At 70.3% G+C, this 13,718-nt stretch carries 8 protein-coding genes; 5 read left to right on the plus strand and 3 right to left on the minus strand.

Annotation, left to right across the window (positions count from 1 at the left end):
• Window positions 1-49 precede the first annotated feature (49 nt).
• Window positions 50-2,767, minus strand: a complete 2,718-nt coding sequence (gene acnA, locus ABZY12_RS15380) for an aconitate hydratase AcnA (RefSeq protein WP_356890307.1) — start codon at window positions 2,765-2,767, stop codon at window positions 50-52.
• A gap of 333 nt (window positions 2,768-3,100) precedes the next feature.
• On the opposite strand from acnA, the gene ABZY12_RS15385 reads away from it, so the two are divergent.
• Window positions 3,101-3,457, plus strand: a complete 357-nt coding sequence (locus ABZY12_RS15385) for a VOC family protein (protein WP_356890309.1) — start codon at window positions 3,101-3,103, stop codon at window positions 3,455-3,457.
• Window positions 3,458-3,507: 50 nt separating this feature from the next.
• On the plus strand, window positions 3,508-5,037 hold the full coding sequence (locus tag ABZY12_RS15390) for a UDP-N-acetylglucosamine 1-carboxyvinyltransferase (protein ID WP_356890311.1): 1,530 nt from the start codon (window positions 3,508-3,510) through the stop codon (window positions 5,035-5,037).
• Window positions 5,038-5,301: 264 nt separating this feature from the next.
• Here ABZY12_RS15390 and ABZY12_RS15395 read toward each other — a convergent pair whose 3' ends face one another.
• Both ABZY12_RS15395 and ABZY12_RS15400 read right to left on the minus strand, forming a co-directional pair.
• On the minus strand, window positions 5,302-6,555 hold the full coding sequence (locus ABZY12_RS15395; protein WP_356890313.1) for a restriction endonuclease: 1,254 nt from the start codon (window positions 6,553-6,555) through the stop codon (window positions 5,302-5,304).
• Window positions 6,552-8,405, minus strand: coding sequence for a DUF4357 domain-containing protein (locus ABZY12_RS15400; RefSeq protein WP_356890315.1), 1,854 nt, complete (start codon window positions 8,403-8,405; stop codon window positions 6,552-6,554). The genes ABZY12_RS15395 and ABZY12_RS15400 overlap by 4 nt, the downstream gene beginning before the upstream one ends.
• Before the next feature lie 188 nt (window positions 8,406-8,593).
• On the opposite strand from ABZY12_RS15400, the gene ABZY12_RS15405 reads away from it, so the two are divergent.
• The 3 genes from ABZY12_RS15405 (at window position 8,594) to ABZY12_RS15415 (ending at window position 13,714) form a co-directional block, all read left to right on the plus strand.
• The gene (locus tag ABZY12_RS15405) at window positions 8,594-9,283 is read left to right on the plus strand and encodes a hypothetical protein (RefSeq protein ID WP_356890317.1); all 690 of its coding nucleotides are present in this window, start codon (window positions 8,594-8,596) and stop codon (window positions 9,281-9,283) included.
• Window positions 9,284-9,392: 109 nt separating this feature from the next.
• Window positions 9,393-10,673 carry a protein kinase gene (locus ABZY12_RS15410; RefSeq protein ID WP_356890319.1) on the plus strand — a complete coding sequence of 427 codons (1,281 nt, stop codon included), beginning with the start codon at window positions 9,393-9,395 and terminating at the stop codon, window positions 10,671-10,673.
• Window positions 10,674-10,756: 83 nt separating this feature from the next.
• Window positions 10,757-13,714: a DEAD/DEAH box helicase gene (locus tag ABZY12_RS15415; RefSeq protein WP_356890321.1), complete on the plus strand. Its 2,958-nt coding sequence runs from the start codon at window positions 10,757-10,759 to the stop codon at window positions 13,712-13,714.
• The last annotated feature ends 4 nt before the right edge of the window (window positions 13,715-13,718 follow it).

Raw genomic sequence — 13,718 nt, forward strand, 5'->3', positions numbered from 1 at the left:
CACCCCGAGCGGGGTGGCGGCCGGTCCGTGTGCCGGGTGGCCGTGTGGATCAGCCGCGGATCAGGTTCCGCAGCACGTACTGCATGATGCCGCCGTTGCGGTAGTAGTCCGCCTCACCCGGGGTGTCGATGCGGACGACCGCGTCGAACTCGACACCGGTGTCGGTGGTGACCTTGACCGTGCGCGGGGTGCGGCCCTCGTTCAGCTCGGTGACGCCGGTGAAGGAGAAGGTCTCCTCGCCGGTCAGGCTGAGGGAGGCCGCCGAGGCGCCCTCCGGGAACTGCAGCGGCAGGACGCCCATGCCGATGAGGTTCGAGCGGTGGATGCGCTCGTACGACTCGGCGATGACGGCCTTGACGCCGAGGAGCGCGGTGCCCTTGGCGGCCCAGTCGCGGGACGAGCCGGAGCCGTACTCCTTGCCCGCGAGCACGACGAGCGGGATGCCCTGCTCGATGTAGTTGCGCGAGGCGTCGTAGATGAAGGAGACGGGGGCGCCGTCCTTCGTGAAGTCGCGGGTGTAGCCGCCCTCGGTGCCCGGCGCGATCTGGTTGCGCAGGCGGATGTTGGCGAACGTGCCGCGGATCATGACCTCGTGGTTGCCTCGGCGCGAGCCGTAGGAGTTGAAGTCACGACGCTCCACACCGTGCTCGGTGAGGTACTTGCCGGCCGGGGTGTCGGCCTTGATGGCGCCGGCCGGGGAGATGTGGTCGGTGGTGACCGAGTCGCCCAGCTTCGCCAGCACGCGCGCGCCGCTGATGTCGGTGACCGGGGTGGTCTCCATCGTCATGCCCTCGAAGTACGGGGGCTTGCGGACGTAGGTGGACTGCGGGTCCCACTCGAAGGTGTTGCCGGTCGGGATCGGCAGCGCCTGCCACTGGGCGTCGCCCGCGAAGACGTCCTGGTAGGACTTGTTGAACATGTCCTCGCCGATGGCGTTGGCGACGACGTCGTTGACCTCGGCCTCCGAGGGCCAGATGTCGGCCAGGTAGACCGGCTTGCCCTCGGTGTCGATGCCGAGCGCGTCCTTGGTGATGTCCACCTTCATGGAGCCCGCGAGGGCGTACGCGACGACCAGCGGCGGGGAGGCCAGGTAGTTCATCTTGACGTCGGGGTTGATCCGGCCCTCGAAGTTGCGGTTGCCGGACAGCACCGAGGTGACCGCGAGGTCGTGCTCGTTGACGGCCTTGGAGACCTCCTCCGGCAGCGGGCCGGAGTTGCCGATGCAGGTGGTGCAGCCGTAGCCGACGAGGTTGAAGCCGACCTTGTCGAGGTACGGGGTCAGGCCCGCCTTGTCGAAGTAGTCGGTGACGACCTTCGAGCCCGGGGCGAGGGTGGTCTTGACCCACGGCTTGCGGGTCAGGCCCTTCTCCACGGCCTTCTTCGCGACGAGCGCGGCGGCGACCATGACGTACGGGTTCGAGGTGTTGGTGCAGGAGGTGATCGCGGCGACGGTGACGGCGCCGTGGTCGATCTCGTAGGTCGAGCCGTCGGGGGCCGTGATGGTGACCGGCTTCGACGGGGCGCCGTCGGGGTGGTTCGCCGGGGCGTCGGAGGCCGGGAAGGACTCCTTGCCCGCCTCGTCCACGTCGTCGACGTAGTTGCGGACGTCCTGGGCGAACTGCGCGGCGGCGTTCGCGAGGACGATGCGGTCCTGCGGGCGCTTCGGGCCGGCGATGGAGGGGACGACCGTGGAGAGGTCGAGCTCCAGCTTCTCGGAGAAGTCGGGCTCGGCGGACGGGTCCAGCCAGAGGCCCTGCTCCTTGGCGTACGCCTCGACGAGCGCGACCTGCTGCTCGGAGCGGCCGGTGAGCTTGAGGTAGTTCAGGGTCTCGCCGTCGATCGGGAAGATCGCGGCGGTGGAGCCGAACTCGGGCGACATGTTGCCGATGGTGGCGCGGTTCGCGAGGGAGGTGGCGGCGACGCCCTCACCGTAGAACTCGACGAACTTGCCGACGACGCCGTGCTTGCGCAGCATCTCGGTGATCGTGAGCACGAGGTCGGTGGCGGTGGTGCCGGCGGGCAGCTCGCCGGTCAGCTTGAAGCCGACGACGCGCGGGATGAGCATGGAGACCGGCTGGCCGAGCATGGCGGCCTCGGCCTCGATGCCGCCGACGCCCCAGCCCAGCACGCCGAGGCCGTTGACCATGGTGGTGTGCGAGTCGGTGCCGACGAGGGTGTCGGGGTACGCCTGGCCGTTGCGGACCATGACGGTACGGGCCAGGTGCTCGATGTTGACCTGGTGGACGATGCCGGTGCCCGGGGGGACGACCTTGAAGTCGTCGAAGGCGGTCTGGCCCCAGCGCAGGAACTGGTAGCGCTCCTTGTTGCGGCCGTACTCCAGCTCGACGTTCTGGCCGAAGGCCTCCTTCGTACCGAACTTGTCGGCGATGACGGAGTGGTCGATGACCAGCTCGGCCGGGGAGAGCGGGTTGACCTTCGCCGGGTCGCCGCCGAGCTCCTTGACGGCCTCACGCATGGTGGCGAGGTCGACGACGCAGGGCACACCGGTGAAGTCCTGCATGATCACGCGGGCCGGCGTGAACTGGATCTCCTGGCTGGGCTGCGCCTGCGAGTCCCAGCTGCCGAGCGCACGGATGTGGTCGGCGGTGATGTTCGCGCCGTCCTCGGTGCGGAGCAGGTTCTCCAGGAGCACCTTCAGGCTGTAGGGGAGGCGCGCGGAGCCCTCGACCTTGTCCAGCTTGAAGATCTCGTACGACTCGTCGCCCACGCGCAGCGTGCTGCGGGCGTCGAAGCTGTTCGCCGACACGACAGTCTCCTTCATCAATGTGCGCGTTCTGACCGCATCCTGCCGCGATGGCTCCTCGCCGGTCCGCTAAGGTAAGACTTAGTTAGGTAACCCTTACCGGCTGGCGCGGCTGCGGTGCGTCTTTCGGCAGATATCTCGATGTCGAGATAACTCTAGTACATGACCGCCGCCGGGTCATGCCCGGCATGCCCTCGGGCGCACAAAGCATGACCGGGGTCGACCCGGGGGCGGCGAGCACTCGGGAGCGCTCGGGCCGCGACGGGGCCGGAGGAAGGACCCCCGTACGGCCGCGGAGCGATTGCCGCGCTCCGGGCGGGAGGCGAGGATCGGTCCATGTTCAGCGGCGCGCATGTGATCCTCTACACCTCCGACGCGGACGCGGATCGCGCGTTCCTCAGGGACGTGCTCGAGTTCGACCACGTCGACGCGGGCGAGGGCTGGCTCATCTTCAGGCTGCCGCCGGCGGAGGTCGCCGTACACCCCTCCCCGGCCGAATCGAAGCACGAGTTCTATCTGATGTGCGACGACATCACCGGCACGCTGACCACGCTCGAGGACCGCGGGACCGAGATCTCACGGCCCATCACCGATCAGGGCTGGGGGCTGCTCGCCGCCATCCGGCTGCCGAGCGGCGCCGAACTGCCGCTCTATGAACCGCGTCACCCCATTGCGCACACTCCGTCACCCTGACGGTCCACCCCCTCGCGAGCGTCATCTCATATCTGAGATAACGTGACGCCATGGCAGACGACTACCTCGTACGCATCGGCAAGCTCATCCGTGACGCCCGCCAGCACCGCGGCTGGACGCAGACACAGCTCGCCGAGGCCCTGGCCACCAGCCAGAGCGCCGTCAACCGCATCGAACGCGGCAACCAGAACATCAGCCTTGAGATGATCGCACGCATCGGCGAAGCACTCGACAGCGAGATCGTGTCCCTGGGTTACGCCGGCCCCATGCATCTGCGGGTCGTCGGCCGCCGTCGGCTCTCCGGCGCCATCGACGTCAAGACGAGCAAGAACGCGTGTGTCGCGCTGCTCTGCGCCTCGCTCCTCAACAAGGGCCGTACGGTCCTGCGCCGCGTCGCCCGGATCGAGGAGGTCTTCCGGCTCCTGGAGGTCCTCAACTCCATCGGTGTACGCACCCGTTGGATCAACGAAGGCGTCGACCTGGAGATCGTTCCGCCGGCCGAGCTGGACATGGAGGCGATCGACGCCGAGGCCGCGATCCGCACCCGCTCGATCATCATGTTCCTCGGCCCGCTGCTGCACCGCCTCGACCGCTTCAAGCTGCCGTACGCGGGCGGCTGCGACCTCGGTACGCGCACCATCGAGCCGCACATGATCGCGCTGCGCCGCTTCGGCCTGGACATCACCGCGACCGAGGGCCTCTACCACGCGCAGGTCGAGCCGTCGGTCGTCCCCGACCGCCCGATCGTGCTGACCGAGCGCGGCGACACGGTGACCGAGAACGCGCTCCTCGCCGCCGCCCGCCACGACGGCGTCACCGTCATCCGCAACGCCTCGTCCAACTACATGGTCCAGGACCTGTGCTTCTTCCTCGAAGCCCTGGGCGTACGGGTGGACGGCATCGGCACGACCACGCTGACCGTGCACGGCGTGCCCCAGATCGACGTGGACGTGGACTACTCCCCCTCGGAGGACCCGGTCGAGGCGATGAGCCTGCTGGCCGCGGCCGTCGTCACCGAGTCGGAGCTGACGATCCGTCGGGTGCCGATCGAGTTCATGGAGATCGAGCTCGCGGTCCTGGAGGAGATGGGCCTGGACCACGACCGCTCGGCGGAGTACCCCGCCGACAACGGCCGCACCCGCCTGGTCGACCTGACGGTCCGGCCCTCCAAGCTGGAGGCGCCGATCGACAAGATCCACCCGATGCCCTTCCCGGGCCTGAACATCGACAACGTCCCCTTCTTCGCGGCCATCGCGGCCACGGCCCAGGGCAAGACCCTCATCCACGACTGGGTCTACGACAACCGCGCGATCTACCTCACCGACCTCAACCGCCTCGGCGGCCGCCTCCAACTCCTGGACCCCCACCGCGTCCTCGTCGAGGGCCCGACCCGCTGGCGCGCCGCGGAGATGATGTGCCCGCCGGCCCTGCGCCCGGCGGTGGTCGTCCTGCTGGCGATGATGGCGGCCGAGGGCACGTCGGTCCTGCGGAACGTGTACGTCATCAACCGCGGGTACGAGGACCTGGCGGAGCGCCTGAACTCGGTCGGCGCGCAGATCGAGATCTTCCGCGACATCTGACCGCCTTCAGAAGCAATGCCGCTGATCCCTTCCTGACCTGCAGGTATGCGAGCCAGGAGGGGATTCGCCAGCGCCTGTGGGACTTGTCTGGGACTCTGTGGGCCGGGGCCGAGAAACTGCCGACCTCTGGAGCCTGGGGGCGTCGTGGTCGGTGCTCTGCGTGATGCCATCAGAATCATGCAGAGCAGCCGCCCAATCGGAGAAGCTCCGGTTCAACGGCCGTCAGCGACTCGGGATGCGCGGCCGTGCGTCATGTGCGCCGGCTCAAGTACGCAAGGACCGCCCAGAGGGTGCCCCGCCCTGACGCGATATTGCTGAGCCGCGAAGCATGTGCCGAGCCAGTGCGTCGACCTCGGCAAGCAACCCCGCGGCCTGCTGGTCCAAGTCGATGGCGTGCTGGTGGAGGACGGTACCGGCATGTCGCACACGGTGGCTGATGTGTGGAGCGTTGCCCTTCGCGTACACCAGGTGCCCCTCCGGCAGCCCCAGGGCAGTGCAGTAGGCCAGCATTTGGTACAGGTCCTCATTCGGAAGGCCGGGTTTTCTGCGGGCCTTGTACTTGGCGTCCGCGACGATCAGTGGGGTGCCGGACTCTCCGTACCAGACGAAATCGGGTCGCAGACGGATCGCATCCCCTTCGTCCATGTGGATGTTCCGGGCCTGGAGGACACTCCTCCCACCGTAGGGACGCATGGCCTCCCGTAGTGCCGTACAGACGAAGTCCTCGTAGATGCCGTTCATGTCGAACAGGAAGCCGTTCATGCGCAGCTGCCCGGGCAGGTGCTCGGCCGACCATCCCCTCAGCACCACCTCGGAGAGGTGGAGCGCCGGGTGATAACGGGTGTTGAGCCGCGTCGGATGCCAGCCGAGTGGTGTCTGCCCCCGGGTGAGCGGTGTGATGTCCACCAGCCGGGACCGCTGGTGCATCAGGCGCGTACGTACGGTCCGGGGGACACCGGGGAGGCGCAGGAGGCGGTCGACAGCCGTGCGGAGGATGCGGTTCTCGGCAATGTCCGTGGTGAATTCGTCGTACGTCACCTCCGCGGGCACGGGCATGCCGAACCGGCGGCGGATCTGTTCGGACTCGCGGAGCCGGCCGCGTACGACGGGGGACGACTCCTCGGCCGTCTGGTAGCCCTGGAGCCGGCCCTGCCGCAGTGCGCGGTCGATCTGGCGCTCGACGGCGTGCGCGAACGCCGGGAGGAGGTCTTCGTGCGCAGCCAGGTCCACAGTGCCGTCCTTCCAGCCCCGGGGGTCGCTGCTGTAGCCGAGCAGGAAGAGCAGGCGGGCGATCGGCACCTTGGGGGTGATCCGCACCGTGACGCCTTCACCGCCGGGCACGGTGAGTGTGACGGCGCCTACCCTGCTGCCGGCGCGCAGTCGCCAGGCGCCCGGGTCGTAAGGGTCCGGACCGGCCTCTTCCAGGATCCTGGACGCGGCCAGTGCGCGGCCCACGGCGTCGGGGAGCCGGACCGAGCGCGCGGGTCCGTGTTCGACGAGCGGGACGTCGGAGGTCACTGCGCGTCGGTCCCGTCGCCCGGTTCGGGCGAGGTGGTGCGTGAGGCGAGCGCCCTGCGCAGTGCCGGCAGGCCGTAGCGACCCTCGATGTCCACGCCTTCGCCGTAGTGGTGCTCCTCCAGGAGCGGGAGGATCTTGGTCCGCCAGGTCCGTTCCAGTCCGCCCTCGCGGTACACGCCGGGCTTCATCAGGTACGAGGGCCCGATCTTGAAGTCGGGTTCGTCGATACGGGCGTTGAGGGCATCGAGCAGGTCCGCGGGTTCGGGTTCCTTCTCCTTTGACTCCAGCCAGGAGCGCAGCAGCCCTCGGGTGGGATCGATGCGCGGGGACAGCTCGACGAACGCGAAGCGCCGACGCATCGCCGCGTCGACGAGGGCGATCGAGCGGTCGGCCGTGTTCATGGTGCCGATGACGAAGAGGTTGCGGGGCAGGGAGAAGTCCTCGTCCGAGTAGGTCAGCCGCACTGACCGGTCGCGGTATTCGAGGAGGAAGTACAGCTCGCCGAAGACCTTGGCGAGGTTGGCCCGGTTGATCTCGTCGATGACCAGGAAGTGCGGGATGTGCCGGTTGCCCTCCCTGCGGGCCAGTTCGGCGAACTCGCGCAAGGGGCCGGCCGTGAGCCGGAAGGCGACCTCGCGCGTGCCGGGGTCCTCGCGGGGGCGGAAGCCCTCGAAGAAGTCCTCGTAGGAGTACGACGGGTGGAACTGGACCAGTTCGACCTGTTCCGGCCCGCCGCCGAAGAACTCGGCGAGCTCCTGCGCCAGGAAGGTCTTGCCCGTCCCGGGAGGCCCGTAGAAGATCAGCTGCTTCTCGTCGTGGAGCAGTTGCCTGATCTCCCGCAGCCATTCGAGGCGGTGCACGTGGAGCTCCTTCCGCAGCTCCTCGGTGGGCTCGGGCAGCTCCACGTCGCGGCGGGCGGTGACGGCCAGGGGCTCGGCGCTGATCATGGAGCCATCGGCCAGGGCCTCCTCCACCAGCTCCTCGTCGCTGACCCCGAGACCGTCGACGATGGCCTTGACGGTGGTGAGGTCGACCACGTCGTGGCGCGACGAGAGCTTCTGGCGTAGTTCCTGCGGCAGTTCGTCCACGGGGAAGCCGTCGCCTCCCCACTCCACGGGACGCCAGAGAACGTGGCTTCCGTCGTCGGCGACGAGGTGCTCGACGTTGCCGGTGATCTTCCCGGTGTGGAGCCGGCCGTCGGAGAGTGCGCACACCGTGTCGCCGGGCCGCATCCGGGAGAGGAAGGCGTGCAGCTCCTCGACGAGCTGCGGCTTCTCGGTGTACGTCGCCGTCGCCCCGTAGTCCTCGTCGACGAAGGTGCGCAGCTGTTCCTTGCTGATGCCCTGGGTGGCGGCGGGGCGCAGGTGGGCGGCGGTCAGGGACACCCTGCCTTCGGGGAGCCACGCGCGCCGGAACAGGTCGGGGCCGGCCGAGTGCGGCCCCCGCACCAGCCAGGCGCGGCTCGGACCCGACCACACCTGGCCGAGGAAGTCGGCGAGCGGCCGGCCGTCCTCGGTCTTCCACTCCATCCATCCGTTGCTGCTGCGGCCCAGGAGGATCTCCCCCGCCGCGGAGGGCGAGTTGCACTCCACGTCCTCGACCACTTCGAGCCAGCCCGGCCGCGTGGACGTTTCGCGTATCACCCCTTCCGCGATGAGCCGTTCGCGCAGGCGGTACGAGGAAGGCGTCTTCTCCGGGAACGACGGGACGACGACGGGTCGCGCCGGGGAGCCCGCGAGCACCACCATCTTCTGGCTGCCGTTGGTCCCGCTCTCGGTCAGCAGCCGGCCTCTGGCCGTGGGCCCGCCGTACGGCAGGCGCAGCTGGAACTCCGGGTACGAATCGAGCATCGGTGTCCTTGGGTCGGAGGGTACGGCCGGGTGCATTGTGGGGCGCTCGTGATCCACTTCGGCGTCGTTTCGCGTATTTCCGGCCAACTCCGACGCCTCGGCCGGCACAGATCCGGCCGCGCGTTGCCGTGCACGGCGGCCGACGTCCATGATCGGGGAGCGGAGCACCGGCACGGCGAGGGGGAACGGTGGGCACCGGAACGACGAGCGGACCGACCAGGCAGCGGCACACCGAGGACCTGCTGGCGGCGGTGTCCATGACGTCCGCGCAGCTCGCCCAGGCGGTAGGCCGGTTCGACGGTGACACCCCGGCCATGGTGACGGCCGCCATCCGCACGGCGGAGCGCGCCTTCGAGGAGCTCGACGCCTGCTACGAGGTCATCGACGACGCGTCGGCCACGGGCCAGGCGATCGCCGTCCGGCTGAGCGCCCTGCTCGCGGCGGAGGACGAGCCGGGTGTCGGCCTGGAGCTGGACGCCCTGGACGCGGTCTCCGCTCGCGTCCGCGGCACGGACCGCGCCCGGGAGCTGCTGCACCGTGTCCTCGGGCGGGAGGAGGCCGCCGAGCGCGCCCTGCCGGCCGTGCGCCCTCTCACCGGGGCGGACCTGCCCGCACTCCCTTCCGCGTACGCGGACGACGCCGGTTTCGACGACCTGATGGCCTTTGCCGCCCGCGAGGAGGAGCTGGCGCCACGGCTGCGTGAGGCGCACGCCGAACGCCTCCGCGAGGTGGCCGCGCACCTCGTCCACGTGGTGGAGCAGGTCGCGGCCGTGGGTTTCGCCGACGAGGCCTTCGCCCGGACTTCGATGCACGAGGCACGACGGGCCCACGAACTCTGGGTCCGGTGCCTCGCGGAGCGCAGGCGGGACCTCGGATAGCCGGCCGCCTCCGCGCCCGTATGGCACCGGTCTCCAGCCGGATACCGTGTGCGGTGCGACCGGACACGTCACAGCTCCGTCCTCACGCTCACGAGCAGAAAGGCCCCTCGTGCACATCGCTCCCCTCAGCCCGCGTGACCCCGTCGAGCTGGGCGGCTACGAGCTGCTCGGCCGCATCGGGCACGGTGGCATGGGGCAGGTGTACCTGGGCGAGTCACCCGGCGGGGAGCCCGCGGCCGTCAAGGTGATCAAGCCGTCGGTCGTGGACTCCGAGACCCGGCAGCGCTTCGCCCAGGAAGTGGAGATCCTCAAGACGATCTGGGGTGCGCGGATCGCGGCGCTGCTCGACGCCGACGCGGAGGCCGATCCGCCGTGGCTGGCCACCGAGTACATCGAGGGCCCCGACCTGAGCCGGCACGTGGCCTTGCACGGCCCGCTTCCCTCGCTGCTCGCCGCCTCCCTCGGGGCGACGCTCGCCGAAGCGCTCGCCACCGTGCACAAGCAGGGTCTGCTGCACCGTGACCTCAAGCCCGCGAACGTGCTACTCGGCCCCAACGGGCCGAAGGTCATCGACTTCGGCCTCGCGGTGTTCGCCGAGTCGAGCGTGTCCCTGACCGCGCCCAACGCCGTGGTCGGCACCCCGGCCTGTATGGCGCCCGAACAGGCGCGAGGCGACCGGCCGCTGACCTCTGCGGTCGACGTGCACGCGCTCGGCGCCGTGATGCTGTTCGCCGCCTCCGGTCACCTCCCGTACCAGGCCGCGAACATCCACGTCCTCTTCCACCAGGTCACGGACCCGGAGACGGCTCCTGACCTGTCGGGGGTCCCCGACGAGCTGGTGCCCCTGCTGACGGCGATGCTCGCGCACCGGGCCGAGGACCGGCCGGCGCTGAGCGACGTCGTCCAGCAGTGCCGGGCGGTCATCGAGGCGCAGGGCTTCAAGGTCGCCCAGGCGCGGCGCCGGCTCACGACGCACACGGCGGCTCCCTCGCATCCGCTGGACAGCCTGCCGCCGACGGTCGTCCTCCCGCTGCCGCCCACCGTCCCGGCGGTCCCCGGGCCGAGCACGTCGCCGACGACAGGACCGACCGAGGTGCTCTCCCCGGACGCCGCCCCGCCGGCCGCCCCCGCGCCTGACGCAGACGAGCAGGCCGCCCCCGAGCCGACCCCTACGCTCGTCGACCGTCCCGGGCCGCGGTCCGGAACCGCCGCGCCCTCGTCCGCACCCGCCGTCCCGGAACCCGCCATGGGCACGGACAATCCGTCGTCCACGCCGCCGACCGCTCCCCGCGCTCCTCGCGGCCGCTCCGGGCAGCGGCTCCATTCCGCCCAGGCCCGGATCACCGCACAGCGGCTCCGCGAGGTGTACGCGGCCCAGGCGGCGTTCTGACACCGGCGGTCTCCCGATGCCGACGGACCCGCGATACTGAGGGGTCTGCCACAACCGTCACGAAACACCACAGGAGGACACGGGTGACCGCCGTCCAGACCAGCCCCGAGCAGCACGGCGACGCGTCGGTCGCGGCGGGGCAGGAGCAGTTCCCGGCAGGCGCGCAGGTCCTCGTACGCGACGAGGTGTGGCTGGTCAGGAACGCGGTGCCGACCACCGACGACGGCACCCGGGTCGAGGTGGTCGGGGTGTCCGACTTCGTACGAGACCAGGAGGCCGTGTTCTTCACCGGCCTGGACACCGTCGAGCTCATCGACCCGCGCGACACCCGGCTGATCGCGGACGACTCCCCCACCTACCGGCGCTCCCGGCTGTTCTTGGAGGCCGTGCTCCGCCGCACGGCGCTGCCCCAGTCCGAGCGGCGGCTCGCGCTCGCGGACTCCTTCCTCCTGGACCCGCTCCCCTACCAGCGCCGCCCCGCCGAGCTCGCGCTCTCCGGTGCCAATCTGCGTCCCCGGCTGCTGATCGCGGACGTGGTGGGTCTGGGCAAGACGCTGGAGATCGGTCTGACGCTCGCGGAGCTCATCCGGCGCGGCCGGGGCGAGCGCATCCTCGTCGTCACGCCCCAGCACGTCCTGGAGCAGTTCCAGCACGAGCTGTGGACGCGGTTCGCCATTCCGCTGGTCCGCCTGGACTCGGTGGGCATCGAGCGGATCCAGCGCGAGATCCCCGCGGGACGGAACCCGTTCACCTTCTTCAAGCGCGTGATCGTCTCGATCGACACGCTGAAGAACACCGACCAGTACCGCCACCACCTGGAGCAGATCCGCTGGGACGCGGTCGTCATCGACGAGTCGCACAACCTGATCAACCGCGGCTCCCTGCGCAACCAGCTCGCCCAGACCCTGGCGCCGCGCACCGACGCCCTGATCCTCGCGTCGGCCACGCCGCACAACGGCGACGCCAGGTCGTTCGCCGAGCTGATCGCCCTGCTGGACCCGGCGGCGATCCGCGACCCGGAGAACTACCGGGCCGAGGACATCGAGCACCTCTTCATCCGCCGTACGAAGGTCAGCACCGAGGTCCGCGAGCAGATGAAGGGCCAGTGGGCGGACCGCGGACCGTCCCAGGCCGTGCACTGTCCGGCCACCCCGGCCGAGGAGCGGATCTTCGAGGAGCTGGCGGCCGTCTGGCTGCCGCGCGACGGCAGCCCGTCCGTGAGCTCCGTCCCGCTCTTCCCGTACACGCTCCTCAAGTCCTTCCTCTCCTCTCACGCGGCGCTCAAGGCCACCGTGAGCGCCCGCATCAAGACCCTGGAGAAGAAGGACGACCCCCGCGCCACGGGCGCGGAGCTCGCCGCACTGCGCCGGCTCGCGGAACTGACCGCCGACCTGACCGAGGCGGACTCGGCGAAGTTCGCCGCGCTGGTGGAACAGCTGAAGGGCATCGGCGTCGGCCCGTCCTCCGACACCCGCGTCGTGGTCTTCTCGGAGCGCGTCCAGACGCTGGAGTGGCTCGCCACCGTCCTGCCCGCCGCCCTCGGCTTCCGGGGCCGGACCGCGAAGGACTGCCTGCGCGTCATGCACGGCGGTCTCTCCGACGAGCAGCAGATGCGCGTCGTGGAGGAGTTCGGACTGGCCGGCGCTCCGGTACGGATCCTGCTGACGGGCGACGTGGCCTCCGAAGGCGTCAACCTGCACCGCCAGTGCCACCAGCTGGTCCACTACGACGTGCCGTGGTCGCTGATCCGCATCGAGCAGCGCAACGGCCGCATCGACCGCTACGGGCAGGCCCGCCCGCCGCAGTTCCGCGCCCTGATCCTCACCAGCGGCACCGAGGGCGCGAAGGACGACACCCTGGTCTCCGAACGGCTCCTGGAGCGCGAGGACCAGGCGCACCGTTCGCTCGGCACGGCGGAGGCCGTCACCGGCCTCTACCGCGCGGAGGCCGAGGAGAAATCCCTCATCCAGGATCTGCTGCGCGGCAGGACCGTGGACGAGTCCCTCGACGGGCGCCGGTCCGGCGAGGACGCCGGAACGGATGCCATGGACGACTTCCTGGCGGACTTCTTCGGCGCGGTCGGTGACGAGCCGCAGGCGGGGGACGGCACCGCGGCCGAGGAGTCCGCCCACGAGACGGCCGGAGGCGCCACCGGTACGGAAGTGGCCACGGGCTCCGTCCTCCCCCGCCTCTTCGACTCGACCGCCCACTTCCTGGACGAGGCGCTGCGCGAGGTGTATCCGGACGCCCGCGACCGCCTGGACCTCGACCGTGACGAGCAGTCGGGCCTGCTGTCCTTCCGTCCCCCGGCCGACCTCCTCCACCGCCTCAAGGCGCTGCCCGTGGACTACCTGCGCGAACAGCGACTGCGCGAGCGGCTGTTGGTCACCTTCAACCGGCGGCTCGCCCAGCACTCGCTCCAGCGGGCCCACGAGGCGGGTTCCACCTCCAGCTGGCCGGAGATCTCGCTGCTGACGGACCTGCACCCGGTGGTCGAGTGGCTGACGGACAAGGTCCTCGTCCGGCTCGGGCGCCAGGAGGCGCCGATGATCACGGCGGAGGTGGCGGAGCCCACCTATCTCGTCCAGGGCGTGTACTCGAACGCCCTGGGCCGGCCGACGGTCGTCAAGTGGATGGGCGTGACGCGCAGCGGGGCCGTGGACGACGACATGGTGTCGCTGCTGCGCCGCTCCGGGGTCGGCCCGACGATGGCGAACAAGCTCCGCCACCGGGACCCCGCCCCGCTGGCCGCCGCCATTCCCGCCGTACTGGAGGCCGCCGAGGCCTTCATGGAGCGGCACCGGGACGCCTGGGACCGGCCGCTGCGCGAGTCGATCGAGCGCCACAAGCTGCGCCTCGGCGACTGGGAGCAGCCCACGCTGGCGGGCGAGCACACCAAGCGGCGGCTCACCGACCTCGCCGATGACCTGCTGACCACCGGGCAGCGCCCGATGCTGCGCGTCCTCGCGGTGCTGCTGCCCGACCCCGACGCACCACCGGCCGCGTCCTCCTCCCCGTCCGCCACGCCCGCTGCCCTCTGAGAGA

Source organism: Streptomyces sp. NPDC006551 (assembly GCF_040611675.1).
GTDB lineage: Bacteria > Actinomycetota > Actinomycetes > Streptomycetales > Streptomycetaceae > Streptomyces.